Source organism: Nocardioides sp. NPDC059952, assembly GCF_042730435.1.
GTDB lineage: Bacteria > Actinomycetota > Actinomycetes > Propionibacteriales > Nocardioidaceae > Nocardioides.
The window spans coordinates 61,808-83,294 of sequence record NZ_JBHWLY010000016.1 but is presented as its reverse complement, the minus strand read 5'-3'; the positions used below and the strand labels follow the sequence as shown (position 1 = coordinate 83,294).

The following is a 21,487-nucleotide window of genomic DNA, read 5'->3' as shown; positions in this document are numbered from 1 at the left end:
GGCACACCATGAGCCGCTACAAGAAGTACGCCGGGGGTGACCCGCTCGCGCCGCCGGTCGACATCGCCGAGGCGCTGGACGCGATCGGCGAGGACGTGATGTCGGGCTACTCGCCCGAGCGGGCGATGCGGGAGTTCCTGCGGCGCGGGGGAGAGGACCAGCGCGGGCTCGACGACCTCGCCCGGCAGGTCGCCGAGCGGCGCCGCGAGCTGCTGCAGCAGCACAACCTCGACGGCACCCTCGAGCAGGTGCGGGAGCTGCTGGGCAGGGCGGTCCTGGAGGAGCGCAAGCAGCTGGCCCGCGACGTCACCATGGACGACGGCGACCGCGCCTTCCGGGAGATGCAGATCGACAACCTCTCGCCGAACACCGCCGCCGCGGTCAGCGAGCTCGCCTCCTACGACTGGACCTCGCGCGAGGCCCGCGAGGCCTACGAGGAGATCAAGGACCTGCTCGGCCGCGAGCTCCTCGACCAGCGGTTCGCCGGGATGAAACAGGCGCTCGAAGGGGCCACGGACGAGGACCGCGAGGCGATCGCGGAGATGCTCCGGGACCTCAACGAGCTCCTCGACAAGCACAATCGCGGTGAGGACTCCCAGGAGGACTTCGAGGAGTTCATGGCCAAGCACGGCCAGCACTTCCCCGAGAACCCGCAGAACATCGACGAGCTGCTCGACACCCTCGCGCAGCGCTCGGCGGCCGCCCAGCGGATGCTCAACTCGATGTCGGCCGAGCAGCGGCGCGAGCTGATGGAGCTCTCGGCGCAGGCGTTCGGGTCGCCGGCGCTGATGGAGCAGATGGCCCAGCTCGACGCCAACCTGCAGGCAGCACGGCCCGGCGAGGACTGGTACGGCTCCGAGGAGTTCGGCGGCGGCGAGGGCCTGGGACTCGGTGACGGCACCGGCGTGCTGCAGGACATCGCCGAGCTCGACCAGCTCTCCGAGCAGCTCCAGCAGTCCTACGCCGGCTCGCGGCTCGACGACATCGACCTCGACGCGCTCTCCCGTCAGCTCGGTGACCAGGCCGCGGTCGACGCGCGCACCCTGCAGGAGCTCGAGCAGGCGCTGCGTGACTCCGGCCAGCTCGAGCGGGGCTCCGACGGCGACCTCCGGCTGACCCCGAAGGCGATGCGCCAGCTCGGCAAGGCACTGCTCCGCGACGTCGCCCAGCGGCTCTCCGGACGGCAGGGCGAACGCGACCTGCAGCGTGCCGGTGCGGCGGGCGACCTCTCCGGCTCCTCGCGTCCCTGGGCCTTCGGCGACACCGAACCCTGGGACGTACCTCGCACGATCACGAACGCCGTCATCCGGGAGGTCGGCGAGGGCCGGCGTGGCCCCGGAGTGCGCCTGAGCGTCGACGACATCGAGGTGCAGGAGACGGAGGCGCGTACGCAGGCAGCGGTCGCCCTTCTGGTCGACACCAGCTTCTCGATGGCGATGGATGGCCGGTGGGTGCCGATGAAGCGCACCGCCCTGGCCCTGCACACCCTGATCAAGAGCCGGTTCCGCAACGACGACCTGCAGCTGATCTCGTTCGGCCGCTATGCCCAGACGATGGAGATCGAGAAGCTGACCGCCCTCGACGCGATCTGGGACAAGGGCACCAACCTGCACCACGCGTTGCTGCTGGCCAACCGGCACTTCCGCAAGCACCCCGGCGCCCAGCCGGTGCTCCTGATCGTGACAGACGGCGAGCCCACCGCCCACCTGGAGCCGGGCGGCGACGTCTGGTTCTCCTACCCGCCCCATCCGGTGACGATCGCACGGTCGGTCGAAGAGCTGGAGAACTCCCGTCGCCTCGGCGCCCAGACGACCTTCTTCCGCCTCGGTGACGATCCCGGTCTGGCCCGCTTCATCGACTCCATGGCCCGCCGCGTCGAGGGCCGCGTCGTCGCGCCCGAGCTGGACGACCTCGGCGCCGCCGTCGTCGGCTCCTATCTCGGTGACAGGACTGCACGGCGTACGTCTAACACCTACGGCGGCTATCCCGATGCGTTCGGTGGCCGTGGGTGGTGGGCCGGCTGAATGTTCACCGAGGTAACTCGGTGAGCGCGCACTGCCTTCGCGGAATTCCACGAAGCAACCGCACCTCGACCGAGTTAACTCGGTGAGCATCCGGCCACGTAACCTGCGCTCGTGCCCGAGGAGACGCTGAACGTACTTGCCCTTCTCGCGCTCGCGGCCCTGGCCGCCGGCTACGTGGACGCGGTGGTTGGCGGAGGCGGGCTGATCCAGCTCCCCGCGCTGCTGCTGTTCCTCCCCGGCGCCGCGCCGGTGCAGATCCTGGCGACCAACAAGCTGGCCTCGATCTTCGGCACCTCGATCAGCGCGGCGACCTACTACCGGAGGGTGGGCCCGGACCCGAAGACCTTCATCCCGCTCATGATCCTCGCGTTCGCGGGCTCTGCGCTGGGGGCGGGGGTGGCGTCGTACCTTCCCGAGTCCGTCTTCGAGCCCATCGTCCTGGTCGCGCTGATCCTGGTCGGGGCGTGGGTGCTCTTCAAGCCGTCCCTGGGCGAGGCGACCGAGCTGAGGTACGACGGCCACCGGCACCTGATCGGCGCGATGGTGGTCGGTTTCGCGGTCGGCTTCTACGACGGTGCCCTGGGCCCCGGGACCGGCAGCTTCTTGGTGATCGGGCTCGTCGGCCTCCTGGGCTACTCGTTCCTGGAGGCGAGCGCGAAGGCGAAGATGGCCAACGTCGCCACCAATCTCGCCGCCCTGATCGTCTTCATCCCGCAGGGTGCGGTGCTGTGGAAGACCGGCCTGGTGATGGGTGTGTGCAACCTGATCGGCGGCTACGTCGGGGCGCGGACGGCGGTGGCGAAGGGCGCCGGGTTCGTACGCGTCTTCTTCATCGTCGTGGTCGCCGGGTTCATCATCCGCATCGGCGGCAGCGTGCTGGGACTGTGGTGATGGGGGCTATGGGGTGACGCACTACCTGACCATCGCCCGTGACGGTGCGGCCGAGATCGAGGAGAAGCGCTCCCGGTTCCTGTGCACGCTCGCCCGGGTCGAGGACGAGACCGACGCGCGGGCGGTGGTCGAGCGGCTGCGCAAGCAGCACTGGGACGCCCGCCATACCTGTTCCGCCTTCGTGATCGGCCCACCGCCCCAGCCCGTCGAGCGCTCCAACGACGACGGTGAGCCGGCAGGCACCGCGGGCGCCCCGATGCTCGAGGTGCTCCGTGGCGCCGGAGTCTCGGACACGGTCGCCGTGGTGACCCGTTGGTTCGGCGGGACGCTGTTGGGTGCCGGAGGACTGGTGAGGGCCTACTCGGACGCCGTCCGGACCGCGTTGGCCGAGGTCGGGACGGTGAGACGAGAGCTCGTCCGGGAGTATTCGATCGAGGTTCCGTACGACGCCTCCGGCCGCCTCGAGACCGACCTTCGATCGTCCGGGGTGGCCGTCCTCGACACCACCTATGGGGCCGCCGTGACCCTGCGGATCGGGGCCCCGCCGGCCGAGGAGAAGCGCCTCGAAGCGCTCCTCGCAGAACTCACCGCAGGGGCGTCCGTGCTGGTGCCGGGCACGGACCAGTGGGTCGACCGTCCCTGACGTTTGGGACAATGGACGGGTGAGCGACCATAGCGAGACGCCCGTGGAACTCCCTGATGGATGGACGACGAAGGTTCCAGACCTCGACGATCTGCCCGCCCTTCTGAGGCTCCGAGCAGCCGACAAGACACCCTTCGAGGGGTCCGGAAAGGTCGACGCCGACGCCATCACCGGCGAGGTCGCCGGACCCGCTTCCTGGACCCGCCAGCAGGTCGTCGCGGTCGACCCCGACGGAGACATCCGCGCCTGGGCCATCGCCCACGACCGCGCTGCCGGCCGGACGCTCGTCTACCTCTACGTCGACCGCACCATCGCCCAGGCCGCCGAGGTCGCGGCGGGGCTCTACGCCTGGCTCGAGGACCAGGCCCGATCGATGGCTGAGCTGCGTGGCATCACCGAGTCGCACCTCGACGCCAGCCCGTTCGCCGACGACACCGTGCAACGAGAGTGGCTGGCCGCGGCGGAGTTCACCAACAAACGCACCTGGCTCCACATGAGCCGGCCCGTGCATCCCGACGAGGAGATCCCGGCCCTGCGTGCAGGAGTCACCATCCGGCCGGTCGAGACGCACGAGAACGGGATGCCCGTCGCGTCCGACCTGCAGACGGTCCACCAGACGCTGGAGGAGTCCTTCCAGGACCACTTCAACTCCTACCGGGAGAGCTTCCCGGAATTCGTGCAGCGTCTCCGCGAGGATCCTGGCCACCGCTGGAACCATTGGTGGCTGGCCTATGTGGACGATCCTGAGGACCCGGAGACCCTCCTGCCTGCCGGTTCGCTGGTCGCCTCGGTGCTGCCCGCCAATGCGGCCGGGGTCGAGGGGACGTACGTCGAGTACATCGGGGTCAACCGCAACGCCCGGGGCCGCGGGGTGGCGAAGGGGCTGCTCCATGTCGTCATCGGCGACGCCCTCGAGCGCGGCCGTGACCGGGTCTCGCTCGAGGTCGACGCCGACAGCCCCACAGGGGCCGACGGGCTCTACAAGTCGATGGGCTGGGTGACCGACTACGTCACCGAGTCCTGGCACAAGGACGTCACCGTCTAGGCGCCTACGTCGGGGAGCTTGAGGTCGAGGGTGGGCGCCTCCGTCCCACCGTCGACCTCAAGCAGCTTCCCGGTGACGAATTGACCGGCCCGCGAGGTCAGATACACGGCCGCAGCGGCGATGTCCTCCGCCTCCCCGATCCGTCCGAGCGGGGTCTTCGACTCGATCTCACCGCGCATGGTGTCGTCGCCGGCGACGAACTCGAGGGCGCTCGTACGCACCGAGCCGACGAAGATCCCGTTCACCCTGATCCGCGGCGCGAGGTCGGTCGCGGCCAGCCGTGTCCAGTGCGCCAGCGCCGCCTTCGCGGTCCCGTAGGCGAGATAGCCCCTGCCCGCGGTGCGTCCCATCATCGAGCTGATCGACACCACCGACTGCTGCCCGTCCGGGCTCTTCACCAGGTACGGCACCGCCGCCCGGGTCAGGGCATGGGCCGTGGTCACGTTGAAGTGGAAGGCCTCCTCGAGGTAACCCTCGTCGGTGTCGAGGAAGGTGTTCGGGATCGTCCCTCCCACGTTGTTGACCACGATGTCGAGACGCCCGAACTCCTCGTACGCCTGCTCGGCCAACGCCGCCGTCGCAGCCGTGTCGGCCAGGTCCGCCGGCACCACCAGCGCCCGCCGCCCCACCGCCTCGATCCTCTCGGCGACCCTGCGAAGCTGTTTCTCGGTCCGCGCCGCGATCACCACGTCCGCCCCCGCCTCCGCCAGCGCCACCGCCGTAGCCGCCCCGATCCCGCGCCCCGCCCCCGTCACGACCGCAACGTGGTCGGTCAGTCTGAATCGTTCGAGAATGCTCATCTGGTTCCTTCATGTCGAAGCGTCAGGCCGGTCGGCCGAGAGGTCAGGTACGTCGGCCGAAGCGTCACCTGCGTCGGTCGAGACGTCGCTGCGGCCGTTCGAGGCGTCACTTGCGCTGGCCGAGATGGCACAGGTGACGTGTCGGCCGACCGGAGTGACGTGTCGGGCGACGTACGTGACGTGTCGGGCGACGTACGTGACGTGTCGGGCGACGGGAGTGACGTGTCGGCAGACGCACCTGACGTGTCGGGCGACCGGAGTGACGCCTCGCGCGACGTACGTGACGCCTCGGCCGACCGCAGTGACGCCTCGATCATCGGGTGACCAGGCCGCGGCCGGTGATCAGGGGGAGGTCGAGCGGGCTGACCAGGCCGGGGAAGGCGGCGACGACGGCGGGGATGGCGTTGACCAGACGCTGGGCGGTGACGATCATCCCGGAGACGTTGTGGTCGCCGTGCTCGCCGTGGTGGCTGAACTCGACGGTCATCGACGGCTCGCCGGTGACCTCGATCCGGTAGCAGCCGTCGCCGGTCGCCGGGACCGGCCAGTCGGGGTCGGAGGCCGCGTCGGTCCGGGTGACGTGCTCGAGGGTGATGCGGGGGATGCCGTCGACGGTGCCGGTGACGGTGAAACGTACGGAGCCCTGGGTGCCCTCGGCGATGTCCACCGACACGGTCTTGGTGTCCTTCAGCGCCGGGCGGCGCTCGACGTGCTCGACGAGTGGCTCGTCGAGGGTCACCCCGAGACCGGCGGCGAGGACCCGGACGACGGGTCCCCACGCGGTGCTCAGCACGCCCGGCTCCCACAGGAACGGCTTGTCCTCCAGCGAACCCCCGAAGCCGAAGAGGTCCTTCATGACGACGGGCTGGAAGTAGGTCGAGTAGTCGGCGATCTCGGAGACCTTGAGGTGGTCGATCCGCTGGGACAGCGACGTGATCGCGAGCGGCAGGACGTCGTTGGCGAAGCCCGGGTCGATGCCGTTGACGTGCAGCGACGCACCACCCTCCCGCCCGGCCTCGTCGATGCCGGCGATCATCTCGTCCGGAAGGATGCCTTGCGGGTGGACCAGGATGACCGGCCCGGAGGAGACGACGTTGACCCCGTCCCGGATCAGCCCGGTCAGATCCTCGATCGCCTCGAACACCCGGTCGTCGGTCATCGCGGCATGCACGACGCAGTCCGGCGCCAGCGCGACCAGCTCGTCACGCGACGTGGTCGCGACAACTCCCAGGGTGCGCCCCAGCCCGGCCAGCTCTCCGGCGTCGACACCTGCCTTCGCCGGTGTCGAGGTCCAGACTCCGACCAGCTCCAGGTCGGGATGGGCATCGACTCCGGCAATCGCATGACGTCCCACCGTCCCGGTGGACCAGACGACGACTCTCAGCGGCTTGTCGGGACTCTGCGGACTTCCGGAGGCGAAGGACATGCGCCCAAATCTAGAACGCGTTTCAGTTTGGCGAAAGTGATTCGCGGAGGAAACTCGCCCGCCGCTACGTTGACGCCCATGACCGAGGCACTCTTCGAGGACACCCGCCATCCGACCGGTGCGCCCTACGTCGCGGACGAGGAGACGACCCTGCGCACGTTCCTCGACTTCCACCGGGCGACGCTGCTCAAGCAGGTCGCGGGCCTCGACCACGAGCAGCTCAATCGCCGTGTCCCGCCCACGACCATGACCTTGGCCGGGCTCCTCAAGCACATGGCGTACGTCGAGGACACCTGGTTCGGCGTACGCCTGGCCGGCAACGGCCCGATGCCGCCGTTCGACACGGCTCCCTGGGACGACGATCAGGACTGGGAGTTCAACAGCGCCGCCACGGACGACCCCGAAGCGCTGCGCACCCTGCTCCGCGACGCGATCGCTCGTTCCAACGAGCTCACCGACGAAGCCGGCTCCGTCGACCGCATCGCGGTCGGGACGACCCGCGACGGCCAGTCGGTCAGCCTACGTTGGATCCTGGTCCACATGATCGAGGAGTACGCCCGCCACTGCGGCCACGCCGACCTGATGCGCGAGGCCATCGACGGAAAGAAGGACCTGTGATCCAGATCCGCGAAGCGACGGCCGAGGACTGGCCGCAGATCTACCCGTTCTGGTCCGAGATCGTGGAGGCGGGGGAGACCTACGCCTACCCCGAAGGCCTCACCTCGGAGGAGGCCAGGGACCTGTGGATGTACGACCACGTCGTCGTCGCGGTAGAGGGCGACGAGATCTTGGGCAGCGCCAAGATGGGCCCGAACCGCCCAGGCCGCGGCAGCCACATCGGCACCGCCTCGTTCATGGTCTCCCCGGCCGCCCGCGGCAAGGGGCTCGGCCGCACCCTCGGCGACTACTGCGTGCAGTGGCACAAGGACAACGGCTTCCACGGCATCCAGTTCAACGCGGTCGTGGAGACGAACACCACCGCCGTACGCCTGTGGCAGTCTCTCGGCTTCCAGATCATCGGGACCGTCCCCGACGCGTTCGACTCGACGTCGCACGGCCGGGTCGGCCTCCACGTGATGTATCTGCCGCTGACCTGACCTCAGGCGTTCGCGGGGAACGCGATGCCCGTGTTCGCGTGGCAGCGGTAGCCGTTGGGCACGCGGTCCAGGTACTGCTGGTGCGCGGGCTCGGCGGCGAAGAAGGTCGGGACCTCGCGGATCTCGGTGGTGATCTCGCCATAGCCACGCCGCGCGATCTCGTCGCCGTAGACCTTGGTCAGCTCCTCAGCCGTCTCCCGCTGGGCGTCGGAGACGTAGTAGAGGGCCGAGCGGTACTGCGTACCGACGTCGTTGCCCTGCCGCATCCCCTGCGTCGGGTCGTGCACCTCGAAGAACTTCTTGACGAGGTCCGCGTAGGAGACCACGGCGGGATCGAAGACGACCCGGACCGCCTCGGTGTGGTTGGTCCGGCCGCTGCAGACCTCCTCGTAGGTCGGGTTGGCCGTGGTGCCGCCCTGGTAGCCGACCGCGGTCGAGTAGACCCCCGGCGTCTGCCAGAAGATCTCCTCGGCGCCCCAGAAACAGCCGAGACCGAAGTACGCCACCTCGGCCCCCTCCGGTGCGGTCCCGTCCTCGGGGGAGGCGAGCAGCGCAGTCCCCAGGACGCGGTGCTTCGCGGGCAGGTCGAAGAGGGCCTGGTCGCGCCCGGCGAGGGTGCGGTCCTCGGGGAAGAGCTGTGCTGGTCGACCGAACATGAGTGACCTCCAGAAAGTCAGGGTTGCTACCAGTCTCCAACACAGTTCGACGCGCGAACGTTCCCGGATGGGCCGCGAGGTGGGATCGGACGTAGGCTCGGATGCGTGAGCGAGCAGCAGCACCTCGGCAAGGCCGGTTTCGAGACCAAGGCGATCCACGCGGGCTACGAGCCCGACCCGACGACGGGTGCGGTGATCCCGCCGATCTACGCCACCACGACCTACAAGCAGGACGGCGTCGGCGGCCTGCGCAACGGCTATGAGTACAGCCGCTCCGCCAACCCGACCCGCACCGCGCTCGAGGGTGCGCTGGCGGCGGTCGAGGACGGGGAGAAGGGGTTCGCCTTCGCCTCCGGTCTGGCCGCCGAGGACACCCTGATCCGCAGCCTGATGCGGCCCGGTGACCACATGGTCATCCCCGACGACGCCTACGGCGGCACCCACCGGCTGATCGACAAGGTCGAGAGCCAGTGGGGGATCGAGCACACCCCGGCCCAGGTCGCCGACGTCGACGCGGTCGCGGCCGCGATCCAGCCGGGCAAGACCAAGGTCGTCTGGGTCGAGACGCCGACCAACCCGCTGCTCAACATCGCCGACATCTCTGCTCTGGCCACGGTCGCCCACGAGGCCGGCGCGCGGCTGGTCGTCGACAACACCTTCGCCAGCCCCTACCTGCAGCAGCCGCTCACCCTCGGCGCCGACGTCGTCGTGCACTCCACGACGAAGTACGTCGGGGGCCACTCCGACGTCGTCGGCGGGGCCGTGATCGTCCGTGACCACGGGCTCGCCGAGAAGATCGGCTACCTCCAGAACGCCGCCGGCGCGATCGCCGACCCGTTCGGCGCCTGGCTGACGCTGCGTGGCCTCAAGACCCTGGCCGTACGCATGGACCGCCACTGCGACAACGCCGAGCGCGTCGCCGACTTCCTCACCTCGCACCCGAAGGTCGGTGAGGTCATCTACCCGGGCCTGGAGACGCACCCCGGCCACACGACCGCCCAGAAGCAGATGAAGCGGTTCGGCGGCATGATCTCCTTCCGCGTCACCGGCGGCGAGGCCGCTGCGCTCGCGGTGTGCGAGCGCACCAAGATCTTCACGCTGGGCGAGTCGCTCGGCGGTGTCGAGAGCCTGATCGAGCACCCGGGGCGGATGACGCACGCGTCGGTCGCGGGCACCGACCTCGAGGTGCCGGCCGACCTGGTCCGGCTCTCCGTCGGGATCGAGTACGCCGAGGACCTGGTCGCGGACCTCGAGCAGGCCCTTGACCAGAGCTGACGCGCCCCGGACCGCCGTCTGCGTCGACTTCGGCTCCACCTGGACCAAGGCGCTCCACGTCGACCTCGTCTCCGGCGAGATCCTCGGCACCGTGAGCGCGCCGACCTCGCTGCACGAGGTGATGGAGGCCTACGACGCCTGTCTGGCCGCTCTCACCGAGCAGGACTCCCGGGCAGCCGACGCCGAGGTGCTCGCCTGCTCCTCGGCCGGCGGAGGTCTCCGGATCGCCGTGGTCGGCAACGAGGAGCTGGTGACGGCCGAGGCGGGACGTCGAGTCGCGCTGTCCAGCGGCGGCAAGGTCGTCGCCGTGGTCGCGACCGCGAGCTGTGAAGCCCAGAGTGACCTGGGGGCCACGCTCAGCTTCACAACCCCCGACCTGGTGCTGCTGACCGGCGGCACCGACGGGGGCAACCGGGACGCGATCGTCGGCGCCGCGCGGGCGCTGGCAGCGGCCGGCTGGCGTGGGCCGGTGGTCGTCGCGGGCAACCGCGACGCGAACGACGAGATCGACGCGATCTTGGCCGACGTTCCTCATGTGACCTGCGGCAACGTCGTTCCCAAGATCGGGGTGCTGGCGCCCGAGAGCGCCCGCGCGGCGGTCCGGGAGATGTTCCTCGAGCACGTGATCGGCGGCAAGAACCTGAGCAGCCGGTCCGACTTCCGCCGGATCGTCCAGGGGGCGACCCCCGACGTCGTGCTCCAGGGCGTCGAGACGCTGGCCGAGGTGCTCGGCGAGGACGTGGTCGTCGTCGACGTCGGCGGCGCCACCACCGACGTGCACAGCGTGGTCCGCCCCGACCCCGAGGCCGAGCACGTCCGCGAGGAGGTCGTCGCCGTCACCCCGGTGACCAGGACCGTCGAGGGCGACCTGGGCATGCGCTGGTCGGCGACCACGACGCTCGCCGCGGCCGACCACTCAGATCCGAGCCTCGCCGAGTCGGATCTCTCCGGCGAGGTCGAGCATCGGCGCAACCACCCCGGCTGGCTGCCGCGCACCGAGCAGGACAGGGACATCGACGAGCTCCTGGCGAGGATCGCGATCTCCACGGCCCTGCAGCGGCACGCGGGGCGCTCGCGGGTCGTCCTGTCCCCGAGCGGCAAGGTCATCGAGCGCACCGGCACCGACCTGCGCCGGGTCGGCGTGGTGATCGGCTCCGGCGGCGTACTCAGGCACGGTCGCCCGGGCATCGAGAAGCGGGTGATGCGCTGGTCGGCCCGCGGTGGATGGCAGCTCCCGGAGGAGCCGCTGCGCGCGGTCGACAGCGACTACGTGCTGGCCGCGGTGGGCATGCTCGCGCGGTCGCACCCCGCGACTGCACGGCACCTTGCGAATCACCTGACACCCTCCCGGTAGCCTCTGTCAGGTGACGGATCAGGGGGATGTTCCCGATGGCGAGAAGTCGACCGCGAAGGATGGCTTCGAACGGGTGACGGGCGCGTTCAGACGCAATCGCGAGGCGCGTGAGGCACAGCGCCATGCCCAGGAGGAGGCCGACGCTCGAGAGTCGGCCGAGGTGGCCAAGGAGGCTGCCGCGGAGGCGCGCGAGTCGGCGGAGAGCTTCGCGCTGCGCCTCGTCAACCAGTTCGAGCGCCTGCGCGAGGAGCGCCAGGAGCAGCTGGCCGCGCCGGAGCCGGTGACGGTGCCGAAGGCGGTCAGCCGCACGGACGTCCCCTACGGCGTCGAGCTCTCCGCGCAGTGGGCCTGGCGGTTCCTGGTGATCGTCGCCGCCGGCTACCTCATCGTCCGCGCTCTGGGCCACCTGAGCATCGTCGTGGTCCCGGTGGTCATCGCGCTGCTGATCGCCGCGCTCGTCTCCCCGATCGTCAACGGTCTGGCCAGGATCGGCCTCAGACGGAGCATCTCGGCGCTCTTCGTGGTGCTCGGCGTGCTCGTGGCGGTCATCGCCATGCTGAGCTTCGCCGGCACGCAGGTCGCCAACGGCTTCAACGACCTGGCCGGACAGACCGTCAAGGCGCTCGACGAGATCCGCGACTGGCTGATCAACGGCCCGTTCAACGCGAGCGAGACCCAGATCGACACCTGGCTCAACACGGTGCAGACCACCCTGGAGGAGTGGGCGGCGGCGTACGCCTCCAACCCGTTCTCCCGGGTCAGCGAGGTCGGTGGGGTCGCCCTCGACGTCTTCGCCGGCCTGTTCATCGTGCTCTTCTCCACCTACTTCTTCTGCGCCGAGGGCGAGCGGATCTGGGGCTGGCTGGTCCGGCTCGCGCCGCGGGCCGCGCGCAGCCGGATGGACAGCTCGGGCCGGGTCGCCTGGGTCTCGCTGACCCAGTTCACCCGGGCGACGGTCATCGTGGCCGCGGTCGACGCGGTCGGCATCATGATCATCGCCGCGGCCCTGCAGGTCCCGTTCGTGGTGGCGATCGGCGTGCTCGTCTTCCTGAGCTCGTTCGTGCCCCTGATCGGTGCCACCGTCGCCGGCGCGGTCGCCGTTCTGGTCGCGCTCGTCTCCCAGGGCCCGGTGACGGCGCTGCTGATGCTCGGCGGCGTGATCCTGGTCCAGCAGCTCGAGGCCCACGGCCTGCAGCCGTTCCTGCTCGGCCGCTGGGTCCGAGTCCACCCGCTCGGCGTCATCCTCGCGGTCGCGACCGGCATCGTGCTCGGTGGCGTGGCCGGTGCGCTCGTGGCCGTGCCGCTGGTGGCCGCCCTCAACGCGGTGGCCAACCATCTGACCGCCACCGCCCCGGCGCAGGCCCAGGCGCCGACGTCGCCCCCACCCCTGGCGCCGGCCAACGGCCCGACCTCCCCACCCCCGCCGAGCCCCGGAGCAGGTAGTGCCTGAGATGCATGGTCAGCCGACGTACGACGACATCCTCGAGGCCCGCGAGCTGCTGCGCGACCACATCACCGAGACGCCTGTCCAGGGAGCGCGCTGGCTCACCGACATGATCGGCGACACGGTCATCCTCAAGTGCGAGAACCTGCAGCGGACGGGCTCCTTCAAGGCTCGCGGAGCGTTCGTACGCATCGCCAGGCTCTCCGAGGAAGAGCGCAAGCACGGGGTGGTCGCCGCCAGCGCCGGCAACCACGCCCAGGGGGTCGCGCTGGCCGCGACCACCCTCGGCATCCCGTCGACCGTGTTCATGCCCGAGGGCGCGCCGATCCCGAAGGAGAAGGCCACCCGCGCCTACGGCGCGGAGGTGATCTTCGAGGGGCAGTACGTCGACCAGTGCCTCGAGGCCGCGATGGCCTTCGCCGAGCGCACCGGTGCCGTGATGATCCACCCCTTCGACCACCCCGACGTCGTCGCGGGCCAGGGCACGATCGGGCTCGAGATCCTCGAGCAGGCGCCGGAGGTGAAGACGGTCGTCATCCCGCTCGGCGGTGGTGGCCTGCTCGCCGGCGCGGCGCTCGCGATCAAGGCGAAGCACCCCGACGTGAAGGTGATCGGCGTGCAGGCGGCGACGGCCGCCGCCTACCCGGTCTCGCTGCGCGAGGGCCGTCCGATCCGGCTCGACAAGATGCCGACGATGGCCGACGGCATCGCCGTCGGCCTGCCGGGGGAGACCAACTTCCCGATGATCCAGACCTACGTCGACGAGATCCGTACGGTCTCGGAGGAGGCGATCTCGAGTGCGCTGCTCGCGCTCGCCGAGCGGGCGAAGCTGGTCGTCGAGCCCGCCGGTGCGGTCGGCGTGGCCGCCCTGATGGACGCTCCCGACGCCTTCGAGGGCCCCGTCGTGGTCGTGCTCTCCGGCGGCAACATCGACCCGCTCCTGCTCGGCAAGGTGATCCAGCACGGCATGACGCTCGCCGGGCGCTACCTGCCGGTCGCGGTGACGATCCCCGACCAGCCCGGTGCGCTGGCGACCTTGCTGTCGGTGATCGGCGACACCGGGGCCAACGTCATGGAGGTCGTGCACTCGCGCACCAACCCCGGCCTACGGCTCGCCGAGGTCGGCGTTCAGCTCCAGCTGGAGACCCGGGGTCAGACCCACGCGCAGCGAGTGCTCGAACAGCTGCGCAGCAAGGGATATCCAGCGACCACGCACTGAGGCCACGCACTGACGTTCCGTCGAACGGTCTCGAGGTCAGATTGCGCAACGTTTCGGTCGCGAACTGTCCCGAGGTGTGGTTGCCTTGTTAAACTGAAAGTTCTGACGATCTCCCGCAGGACAACCGCCTGGGTGAAGTATGCCCAGCGTGAGGGAGACAAGGCGCCGGTGATCGAGATGACCGGCGCCCCTTATTTATATTCACTACCCATCAGGAGCAACCCATGACGCAGTCGACCGAGACCACCGCTGCCACGATCTGGCTGAGCAAGGGCGCGTTCGAGAAGCTGACCGCGGAGTTGGAATACCTGAAGGGCCCCCGACGCCAGGAGATCCTTGCCGAGATCAGCTCCGCCCGCGACGAAGGTGACCTCAAGGAGAACGGCGGCTACCACGCCGCCCGCGAGGAGCAGGGCAAGCTCGAGGGTCAGATCCAGCAGCTCGAGGCGCTGCTGCGCAAGGCTGACACGACGGTCCCCGAGGACGACGGTGTCGTCTCGGTCGGCAAGCTGGTCACGTTCAAGTTCGAGGGCGATGACGACGACGAGGCCGAGACCCGCCTGATCGCGTCGATCGAGATGAAGGACTACGCGGGCGGCGTCGAGATCTCCTCGGCCGCCTCGCCCATCGGTGCTGCCCTCATCGGTGCCAGCGCCGGTGACACCGTGACCTACGAGGGTCCTCGCGGGCCGCTCAAGGTCGAGATCCTGAAGACCGAGGTCTTCACCGCCTGATCCGCGTGCGGGTGCGCTGCGCGGTCACTCGACCGTGCAGTCACCCCACTCGACCCGCAGCGCACGGCGCTCGGTCGGGATGGTGATCGTCTGGCGCCCCTCGGTGGCGGTGAACTCGAGGTGGCCGACCTTCTCCTCCTTGTCGTCCTCGGCCTCGACGGTGCACACCGGCTTGGCGTCCTTGTCGTGGAGGCGTACGACGAAGGTCACCTCGACCTCGTTCTCGCTGACGGCCTCCCACGTCTCCAGCCCGGAGGAGACCTCGGGGTGCAGGGCCAGCCAGAGAGCCCAGCCGAACCAGCCGACGATCGCCACCAGGGCGAGGATCAGACCGATCATGAGTACGCCCGGCCGACGGCGCGGGCCGCGGCCGTAGCGGGTCGCGATGCGGGAATCTTCGGCTGACGGCGTGCTCACCCGAACATGGTCCCATCCCGCCGAAGGAGACCGCACATCCGTCCCCGGACGCTTACCACCAAAGTTGTCCGCGGACTGGGAGCGGGTAACCGAACCGTGAGACGGAGCGTGGTTAGGATTGAACTCATGCCAGAGCAGCTCCAGCAGGCGTTCCGCCTGATGCACGTGCACGCGCACCCCGACGACGAGTCGAGCAAGGGCGCGGGGATCACCGCGAAGTACGTCGCCGAAGGGGTCGACGTCCATGTCGCGACGTGTACGGGCGGCGAGCGGGGCGACATCCTCAACCCGAAGATGGAGCGCCCGGGGATCCTGGAGAACATCCACGAGATCCGCCGCGAGGAGATGCATCGCGCCCGCGACATCCTCGGCATCAAGCAGGACTGGCTCGGCTTCGTCGACTCCGGCTGGGTCGAGGAGTTCATGCAGGTCAAGGACATGGCGGCCAAGGACTGGTCGCTGCTCCCCGAGGGCTCCTTCGGCCGGACGCCGCTCGAGGTGAGCACGCGCCGGCTCGTCGAGATCATTCGCTCCTTCCGGCCGCATGTGGTCACGACGTACGACGAGAACGGGGGCTATCCGCACCCGGACCACATCATGTGCCACCGGGTCTCGGTGGAGGCGTTCCGGGCGGCGGGCGACCCTGACCTGTTCCCGGACGCGGGTGAGCCGTGGCAGCCGCTGAAGCTCTACTACAGCCACACCTTCAACTACCCCCGGATGATCGCGCTTCACGAGGCGATCAAGAGCCACGGCCTCGCTTCGCCCTACGAGGAGCGCCTCGAGACCTGGAAGCCGGATCCGGGCTGGGACGAGCGGGTCACCACGAAGGTCGAGTGCGCCGAGTTCTTCGGTGTGCGTGACCAGGCCCTGCTCGCGCACGCCACCCAGATCGACCCTGACGGCCCCTGGTTCGCGGTGCCCCGGGAGATCGAGAAGGAGGCCTGGCCGACCGAGGACTACGAGCTGGCGACCTCCTACGTGCCGGTGCCGGAGGCGGAGAGGCGCGAGGAGACCGATCTGTTCGCCGGTCTCGACGTCTCCACCGCCGACGACGAGGGCAAGGCCGCTGTCGGTCGCGAGATCAGCTTCGGCAAGGTCGTCACCGCCTGAGGGTCTCTCAGGCACAGGTGAGACAATGTCGGCATGTCCGGCCTCCCGATGACGACGCAGACTCTGCACACCTCCCAGCCCGCTCCTGAGCCCACCCCGCCGCAGGACGAGGACGTGGTCGCGGGCTGGACCGCCTTCGGCATCTTCATCGCGCTCTGCGTCGCCGTCGCGGTGATCGCCTGGAGCATGCTGCGTCAGTTCAAGAAGGTCGAGAAGGCCAAGGTCGAGGGCGTCTTCGGCGAGGAGGCCCAGGCCGAGGCGATCGCCCAGCAGGCCGCCAAGGACGAGATCAAGAAGCTGAAGCGCTAGCTTCCGCCCGCCGGCGACGCTGCACGAACCACCACCCGCCGGCACCGACCAGCACGATCGTGCCGAGGGTGCCGCCGATCTGGAGGAGTGCGCTGAGCCCGGTCGCCGAGGCACGGGCCTCGCCGAGCGACCAGGTGTGCGACCGGGTGGTCCCTGCGTACGCCGCCTTCTGGCCGTTCGGCCCTGAGGCGAGGGTCTGGTACGCCGGATGCAGGTCGGTCATCATGTCGATCTCGATCTTCGTCGCCGAGGCCGGTGACGGGCAGTCGAAGATGACCGTGGTCCCGTCGCCGATCAGGTCCTGGCCGGCCTCGACCGACCCGTCGCAGCCCTCGAGCCGGATGTGGTCGAGCACGTAGTCGGCGTAGGCCTCCGACGTCGCCAGCGCCGCCTCGTCGCCGGACTCGTAGAACACGGCACCGTCGAGGGTCATCCGGTCCTGCTCAAGCGCGCCGACGTGGACGGCGAGGTAGGCGATGTCGTCGGTGGCCCCGAAGTGCCAGGTGACCTGCGGCGTACGGGCGTCACCGGAGATCGTCGCGGTCTGGGGCGGTCCGAACGGATGAGCGTAGGCGGGTACGCCCGCGGTGGCCGCCAGCACGAAGCTGGCGACCACCGCGAGAGCCCGAGGAGAGGGACGCACTAACGCTGCCTGACCGTCAGCGTGAGGTTCGTCGTGGCGGGTGCATGCGTGTCGTCACCCGGGTAGAGGACCTGCACCTGGTGACGGCCCGGCGGCGGCAGCACATCGACCTCGCACTCGGCGACCCCGCGTCGGACGCGCGCCTCGCACAAGACGTCCTCACCGATGAGGAACTGCACCGTGCCGGTGGCGCTGCGCGGCGTGAGCGACGTACGCAGCGTCAGGTCCCGTCCGAAGCGGACCGTGACGTCCTTCGCGGTGAGCTCGACCGGGGTCAGCTCGGGGACGTCGACCTCGTCGACGACGACCGCGCGCGAGGCGACGGCCTGGTTGCCGTTGGAGTCGGTGACCGTGTAGGTCAGCGGGTAGGCGCCCGGCGTGTTCACATCGACGCTGCCGGAGACCTGGATGCTGCCGGTCAGGTCGCCGTCGGTGTTGTCGGTCGCGCTGACCCCGTCCAGCGGGTCGAACTCCGCGCCCGCCTCGATCGTCGTCGAGGCCGGGACCTTCAGCACCGGCGGTGTCGCGTCGGTGCCGGCCGCGGTGGCCAGGAAGACGCCGCCGAACTGGTCGATCGAGCCGAGCGTCTGGATGTCACCGGCCTCGCCGGTGCGTGAGGTCGAGGTCCAGGCGTACACCTCGCCCTCGGTCAGCCCGGCCCACTCCACCGTCGCCGGCCAGCCCGAACGCGCCGTGTCGGTGCCGATCACGGTGTCGGTCGGGGTGACCACCGTCAGCGCATCGGTCGTGAAGGACGTACGCCTGGTGGAGAGGTCCACAGGCAACGTCAGGTTGTCCTCGGCGCCGTTGTAGCGGTGCCGGTCGTCGTACTCCGTCGCCCCGAAGTCGTCCAGGTGCGGGGAGTAGGTGTCGACCGACATCTCCGCGCGCTCGGTGTCGAACTGCAGCAGGCGGAGGTAGGAGGCGCCGAACTGGAGCAGGTCGGTCGACTTGTGGTCCACCGTCCCGTCGCCGTTGAGATCGATGTTGCCGGAGGCGTCGACGGAGTCGGGGAAGAGCTCCCCGGCGGTCACCTTGTAGAACTGGTAGTCGGCCAGCAGCTCCACGACGTTGTGCGAGACCGTGGCACCGATGCCGCGCTTGAGGTTCGTGCCGACCCCGTGCTCGTGGCCGGCGAGGACCAGGAACACGTTGGGGTTGGCCTCCACGACCTGGTCGAAGAGCCGGGACCCGTCGGTGGAGAAGCCGGCACCACGCCCGTCGGGTGCAGTCGAGGGCGCCAGGTAGGCGTGGGTGCTCAGGATGCCGTTGCGGTCAGGGAAGCGCGCGAAGATCTCGCTCGCCCAGGCCGCCTCGTCCGCGGTGACGCCGTAGGAGAGGCCGACCGCGACGAAGTCGAGCCCGCCGGCGGAGAAGAGCACGTAGTTGTTCTGGTTGTCGGTGCCAGGCTCGGTGACGTTGCCGGAGCCGTCGGTCTCCTCGTCCCAGGCGTGGTAGGAGGCGCCCTCGGGCCACGCCTGCGCGGCCTCGTAGTAGCGCGACGGGCTGAAGTAGCGGCTGAACCGCGACTGCGCCCCGGTCTCGTTGCCGCCCTGGTTGTCGTGGTTGCCCGCGACGACCTGGTTGACGACACCGGCCTCGTCGAGGGTCGCCTGCGCGTCCGAGGTGAACTCGAACTCACGGGTGACCTGCTCGTCGAGCCCCGGGTAGAGGAGCTTGCCGTCGGCGCCGGTGGCCAGCGGGTCCTTGGTGTCGTTCTCGGTCACGTCACCGGTGTGCGAGGTGAACGCGATCTTGCGCTGGTCGGCGTTGTCGCGGATCCACTCGGTCTCGGCGCGGTAGGCGCGCTGCCAGACCGCCTGCTCCTCGACCAGCTGCACGTCGGAGGGCTCCTCGATCCCGTTGAAGTTCTCGTACGTCCCGCCGGCAGCGCCCTCGGCGATGTACTGGGTGTCGGTGAAGTGGGCGAAGGAGAAGTCGTAGTCCTCGGGGTTCTCGAAGTGGTCCTTGTCGTCGGTGGCCGACTCGTCGCGCGGCGAGAGGTCGTCGGCGAACGGGTCGATTCCGGTCACCAGGACGTGCACGACGCCGTCGTCGACATGTGCCGCCAGCGCCCGACCCTGCAAGGTGGTGTCGCCGTCGGCGATCCCGCGGGCGGAGGCGAGCTCGTCCCAGCGGCTCTCAGCGGTGTTCCACACCCGCAGCGAGACCGAGCGGGCCGGGTCGGCGGTGCCGGTCCAGACCACGTGGCGACGCGAGTCGGAGGCCGGGACGGAGACGTCGTAGCGCTGGAACGGGATCAGCTTGCTCGAGGCGCTCTCGGTGGTCTTCCCGTCGGGCAGCTGGCGCCCCTCGATCGTCTCGGGGGAGGAGTAGTCGAACTCGAGCGCGCTCGGGAGCACCGGCACGACCCCCTGGAAGCCGCCGTCGGCGACCGCGGCGGACGCTGCCTTGAAGGTGGTGGTCACGTCCGAGCCGTCGGGGCTGTTGGCGATCGCGGAGAGCGTCACCTTCCCCTTGCCCTGGCCGGTGTCGGTGCCGCCGCCGGTCGGGATGGCGTCGGAGGTGAACGTCGAGGTGTGCGCGACCGGCCGTCCGAAGACGTCCTTCGCGGCGATCTCGATGGTGTGCTCACCGCGGGCCAGTCCGGCGCCGATCTCCTGGCCGGGCCGGATCGGGTCGCCGTCGAGCGTGTAGGTCCAGCCGGAGGCGTTGCCCTGGTTGGTGATGTCGACGGCGAACTCGGTCGGCGTGGTGAGGTGCGCACCGGCCGCGGGGGTGGTGCCGTTGACGACCACCCCCGCGTCGCGTACGTCACCGAGCGCGGCCACGTTGAGGGCTTCGGCCTGGTCGGCGGTGAGCACCTCGGTGAAGATCCGCGCGTTGCGTACGGTGACCGGCGACCAGAACTGGTTGACCGAGTCGGCACCGACGTAGAACGAGTTGAGGGCGCTGCCGCCGGGACGGGTCAGCGGGGCGGGTGCGGCGATCGAGGCGGCAAGGGCGCCGTCGACGTAGAGCCGGGCGGTCGCGCCGTCCCAGGTGCCGACGGCGTGGTACCAGCGGCCGGTCTCGATCTCGACCTGGGCGTTGCGGTAGGCGCCGCCGGCGTGGACCGCGAAGGTCAGCTTGCCGCTGTAGACGACGATCGAGTAGCCGCCGCCCTCCTTCTCCGAACAGATCGAGTGCTCGGTCCCGTTGGGGAAGGTGCCGTTGTCCTTGAAGGTGCACTCGATGGAGACCTGCTCGTCGATCTGGTCCCAGGCGGCGGAGCCCATCGCGTAGGCGTACGCGTCGTTTGCGCCGTCGAAGGAGGCGACCTTGGCGTCCAGCGCGGTGTCGTCGGAGATCACCGGCTCACCGACCGTGGTCACGGCGCGGCCGGTGTCGTCGGCCGGGGTGCCGTCGTCGAAGTCGACGTCGAGCACGTCCGCGGCCGGCACCGGGGGAGCGGTGTCGTAGGAGCCGGCCAGCGCCGCCGCCTCGGCATCGGTCACCGCGCGGGCGAAGAGGGAGGCACCGGCGAACGAGGCCGGCGGAGCCGGCTGACCGATCCCGGTGGGAGCCGAGTCGGCACCGACCACGAAGCGGCGCGAGGTCGAGGCCGGGGCCTGCAGCGCGCCGGTGGCGGCGGTCGACCCGGCCTTGGTGCCGTTGACGTAGAGGCTCAGCGTCTGGCCATCCCACACCGAAAGCACGTGATACCAGCGGTTGGCCGTGATGGGGGTCAGCACCGTCTTGTAGCCGCCGCCGATGTGGGCCATCGTGCCCAGGTTGGACCCGGTCACGTAGACCGAGTAGCCGCCCGCCTCCTTGTTGGAGCAGAGGTCCTTCTCGTTGGTGGTGGGCAGCGTGCTCTCGACCCGGAACACGCACTCGATGGTGAAGCCCTGCTGCAGGTCGGCCCACGGGTCGTGCTCGACGGAGACCGCGTCATCGGTGCCGTCGACGGTCATGATGCCGGTCGGCGCCTCGGCGAGGGTGTCGTCGGTGCCGTACGTCGGCGCACCCCAGGTGCGCGGCTCGAGCGACTGGGTGCGCTCATGTGGGGCGCCGCCCGCGAAGTCGATGTCGAGTACGTCGGGTGCCGGGGCGTCCACGGTCGCGAGTGCGGCTCGCGGAGCGCCGGTGACCGGTGCACCGACGGCGGTGTAGGTCGCCGCGCTGGCCGAGGTGATGGTGTCGCCGGGCAGGGCCGCGACGACCCCTCCGGCGAGAGCCAGACCGGCGACCGCGGCGATCAGCCGCGTCCGTCCGATTCTGGCGAGACTGGCGTTCGGTGCTGCGAACACGATGCTCCTTGTTTCCTGGGGCATGCTGCTATTGCCGAGTGGGGGTGCGGCATCGCCCGAGGTGCCGAACAGCCGGAGCACCCGTGCCCGGCCAGTCGATGAGCATCCTGAGATCGGGTGAACGTGGCCGAGCGGCGCTGTCGA

The 21,487-nt window shown here is 69.8% G+C and carries 20 protein-coding genes; 14 read left to right on the top strand and 6 right to left on the bottom strand.

From position 1 onward, the window contains the following. Window positions 1–8 precede the first annotated feature (8 nt). The 4 genes from ACFV9G_RS10185 (at window position 9) to ACFV9G_RS10170 (ending at window position 4,603) form a co-directional block, all read left to right on the top strand. Window positions 9–2,024: a hypothetical protein gene (locus ACFV9G_RS10185; RefSeq protein WP_378727325.1), complete on the top strand. Its 2,016-nt coding sequence runs from the start codon at window positions 9–11 to the stop codon at window positions 2,022–2,024. 111 nt (window positions 2,025–2,135) lie between these two features. Then, window positions 2,136–2,915: a TSUP family transporter gene (locus ACFV9G_RS10180; RefSeq protein ID WP_378727324.1), complete on the top strand. Its 780-nt coding sequence runs from the start codon at window positions 2,136–2,138 to the stop codon at window positions 2,913–2,915. A gap of 13 nt (window positions 2,916–2,928) precedes the next feature. Continuing rightward, a complete protein-coding gene (locus ACFV9G_RS10175) occupies window positions 2,929–3,558 on the top strand; it encodes a YigZ family protein (protein WP_378727323.1) in 630 nt (209 codons plus the stop codon). A 43-nt stretch (window positions 3,559–3,601) separates the two neighbouring features. Continuing rightward, window positions 3,602–4,603, top strand: coding sequence for a GNAT family N-acetyltransferase (locus ACFV9G_RS10170; RefSeq protein ID WP_378727322.1), 1,002 nt, complete (start codon window positions 3,602–3,604; stop codon window positions 4,601–4,603). Here ACFV9G_RS10170 and ACFV9G_RS10165 read toward each other — a convergent pair. Beyond that, the gene (locus ACFV9G_RS10165) at window positions 4,600–5,403 is read right to left on the bottom strand and encodes an SDR family oxidoreductase (protein ID WP_378727321.1); all 804 of its coding nucleotides are present in this window, start codon (window positions 5,401–5,403) and stop codon (window positions 4,600–4,602) included. The genes ACFV9G_RS10170 and ACFV9G_RS10165 overlap by 4 nt on opposite strands. A 138-nt stretch (window positions 5,404–5,541) precedes the next feature. On the opposite strand from ACFV9G_RS10165, the gene ACFV9G_RS10160 reads away from it, so the two are divergent. Next, window positions 5,542–5,727 (top strand): hypothetical protein, encoded by a 186-nt coding sequence (locus ACFV9G_RS10160; protein WP_378727320.1) that lies wholly within the window; start codon window positions 5,542–5,544, stop codon window positions 5,725–5,727. Here the strand turns inward: ACFV9G_RS10160 and ACFV9G_RS10155 are convergent. Then, on the bottom strand, window positions 5,717–6,829 hold the full coding sequence (locus ACFV9G_RS10155) for a diacylglycerol kinase (protein WP_378727319.1): 1,113 nt from the start codon (window positions 6,827–6,829) through the stop codon (window positions 5,717–5,719). The genes ACFV9G_RS10160 and ACFV9G_RS10155 overlap by 11 nt on opposite strands. 78 nt (window positions 6,830–6,907) lie before the next feature. Here ACFV9G_RS10155 and ACFV9G_RS10150 point away from each other — a divergent pair, with 78 nt between their 5' ends. Together ACFV9G_RS10150 and ACFV9G_RS10145 are read left to right on the top strand one after the other, a co-directional pair. Next, window positions 6,908–7,447 (top strand): DinB family protein, encoded by a 540-nt coding sequence (locus tag ACFV9G_RS10150; RefSeq protein ID WP_378727318.1) that lies wholly within the window; start codon window positions 6,908–6,910, stop codon window positions 7,445–7,447. Then, window positions 7,444–7,926 carry a GNAT family N-acetyltransferase gene (locus ACFV9G_RS10145; protein ID WP_378727317.1) on the top strand — a complete coding sequence of 161 codons (483 nt, stop codon included), beginning with the start codon at window positions 7,444–7,446 and terminating at the stop codon, window positions 7,924–7,926. The genes ACFV9G_RS10150 and ACFV9G_RS10145 overlap by 4 nt, the downstream gene beginning before the upstream one ends. Window positions 7,927–7,928: 2 nt before the next feature. Here the strand turns inward: ACFV9G_RS10145 and msrA are convergent, their stop codons facing one another. Continuing rightward, entirely contained in the window at window positions 7,929–8,582 is a 654-nt protein-coding gene (gene msrA, locus ACFV9G_RS10140) for a peptide-methionine (S)-S-oxide reductase MsrA (protein ID WP_378727316.1), read from the bottom strand. 105 nt (window positions 8,583–8,687) lie between these two features. Between msrA and ACFV9G_RS10135 the strand changes: the two genes are divergently transcribed. From ACFV9G_RS10135 to greA, 5 genes are all read left to right on the top strand, one after another. Beyond that, window positions 8,688–9,857: a cystathionine gamma-synthase gene (locus tag ACFV9G_RS10135; protein ID WP_378727315.1), complete on the top strand. Its 1,170-nt coding sequence runs from the start codon at window positions 8,688–8,690 to the stop codon at window positions 9,855–9,857. Further along, the gene (locus ACFV9G_RS10130; protein WP_378727314.1) at window positions 9,844–11,211 is read left to right on the top strand and encodes a glutamate mutase L; all 1,368 of its coding nucleotides are present in this window, start codon (window positions 9,844–9,846) and stop codon (window positions 11,209–11,211) included. The genes ACFV9G_RS10135 and ACFV9G_RS10130 overlap by 14 nt, the downstream gene beginning before the upstream one ends. 10 nt (window positions 11,212–11,221) lie before the next feature. Continuing rightward, on the top strand, window positions 11,222–12,661 hold the full coding sequence (locus tag ACFV9G_RS10125) for an AI-2E family transporter (protein WP_378727313.1): 1,440 nt from the start codon (window positions 11,222–11,224) through the stop codon (window positions 12,659–12,661). 1 nt (window position 12,662) lies between these two features. Beyond that, window positions 12,663–13,874 (top strand): threonine ammonia-lyase, encoded by a 1,212-nt coding sequence (gene ilvA, locus ACFV9G_RS10120; RefSeq protein WP_378727334.1) that lies wholly within the window; start codon window positions 12,663–12,665, stop codon window positions 13,872–13,874. A gap of 224 nt (window positions 13,875–14,098) precedes the next feature. After that, window positions 14,099–14,608 (top strand): transcription elongation factor GreA, encoded by a 510-nt coding sequence (gene greA / locus ACFV9G_RS10115; RefSeq protein WP_378727312.1) that lies wholly within the window; start codon window positions 14,099–14,101, stop codon window positions 14,606–14,608. A gap of 24 nt (window positions 14,609–14,632) precedes the next feature. Here the strand turns inward: greA and ACFV9G_RS10110 are convergent, their stop codons facing one another. After that, window positions 14,633–15,025, bottom strand: a complete 393-nt coding sequence (locus ACFV9G_RS10110) for a DUF4307 domain-containing protein (protein ID WP_378727311.1) — start codon at window positions 15,023–15,025, stop codon at window positions 14,633–14,635. A 126-nt stretch (window positions 15,026–15,151) separates the two neighbouring features. Between ACFV9G_RS10110 and mca the strand changes: the two genes are divergently transcribed. Together mca and ACFV9G_RS10100 are read left to right on the top strand one after the other, a co-directional pair. After that, complete coding sequence (gene mca, locus ACFV9G_RS10105) at window positions 15,152–16,138, top strand: mycothiol conjugate amidase Mca (protein WP_378727310.1); 987 nt, start codon at window positions 15,152–15,154, stop codon at window positions 16,136–16,138. A gap of 33 nt (window positions 16,139–16,171) precedes the next feature. Further along, window positions 16,172–16,447, top strand: coding sequence for a hypothetical protein (locus tag ACFV9G_RS10100; RefSeq protein ID WP_091050473.1), 276 nt, complete (start codon window positions 16,172–16,174; stop codon window positions 16,445–16,447). Here ACFV9G_RS10100 and ACFV9G_RS10095 read toward each other — a convergent pair. Together ACFV9G_RS10095 and ACFV9G_RS10090 are read right to left on the bottom strand one after the other, a co-directional pair. Further along, a complete protein-coding gene (locus ACFV9G_RS10095; protein WP_378727309.1) occupies window positions 16,428–17,090 on the bottom strand; it encodes a hypothetical protein in 663 nt (220 codons plus the stop codon). The genes ACFV9G_RS10100 and ACFV9G_RS10095 overlap by 20 nt on opposite strands. Next, window positions 17,090–21,343 (bottom strand): LamG-like jellyroll fold domain-containing protein, encoded by a 4,254-nt coding sequence (locus tag ACFV9G_RS10090; RefSeq protein ID WP_378727308.1) that lies wholly within the window; start codon window positions 21,341–21,343, stop codon window positions 17,090–17,092. Before ACFV9G_RS10090 ends, ACFV9G_RS10095 begins: the two co-directional genes overlap by 1 nt. Window positions 21,344–21,487: the final 144 nt, after the last annotated feature.

Bases quoted from the DNA above. Each gene is read 5' to 3' on its own strand.
- mca (WP_378727310.1), top strand. From the start codon at position 15,152: ATGCCAGAGCAGCTCCAGCAGGCGTTCCGCCTGATGCACGTGCACGCG.
- greA (WP_378727312.1), top strand. From the start codon at position 14,099: ATGACGCAGTCGACCGAGACCACCGCTGCCACGATCTGGCTGAGCAAG.
- ACFV9G_RS10155 (WP_378727319.1), bottom strand. From the start codon at position 6,829: ATGTCCTTCGCCTCCGGAAGTCCGCAGAGTCCCGACAAGCCGCTGAGA.
- ACFV9G_RS10185 (WP_378727325.1), top strand. From the start codon at position 9: ATGAGCCGCTACAAGAAGTACGCCGGGGGTGACCCGCTCGCGCCGCCG.
- ilvA (WP_378727334.1), top strand. From the start codon at position 12,663: ATGCATGGTCAGCCGACGTACGACGACATCCTCGAGGCCCGCGAGCTG.
- ACFV9G_RS10100 (WP_091050473.1), top strand. From the start codon at position 16,172: ATGTCCGGCCTCCCGATGACGACGCAGACTCTGCACACCTCCCAGCCC.
- msrA (WP_378727316.1), bottom strand. From the start codon at position 8,582: ATGTTCGGTCGACCAGCACAGCTCTTCCCCGAGGACCGCACCCTCGCC.
- ACFV9G_RS10165 (WP_378727321.1), bottom strand. From the start codon at position 5,403: ATGAGCATTCTCGAACGATTCAGACTGACCGACCACGTTGCGGTCGTG.
- ACFV9G_RS10150 (WP_378727318.1), top strand. From the start codon at position 6,908: ATGACCGAGGCACTCTTCGAGGACACCCGCCATCCGACCGGTGCGCCC.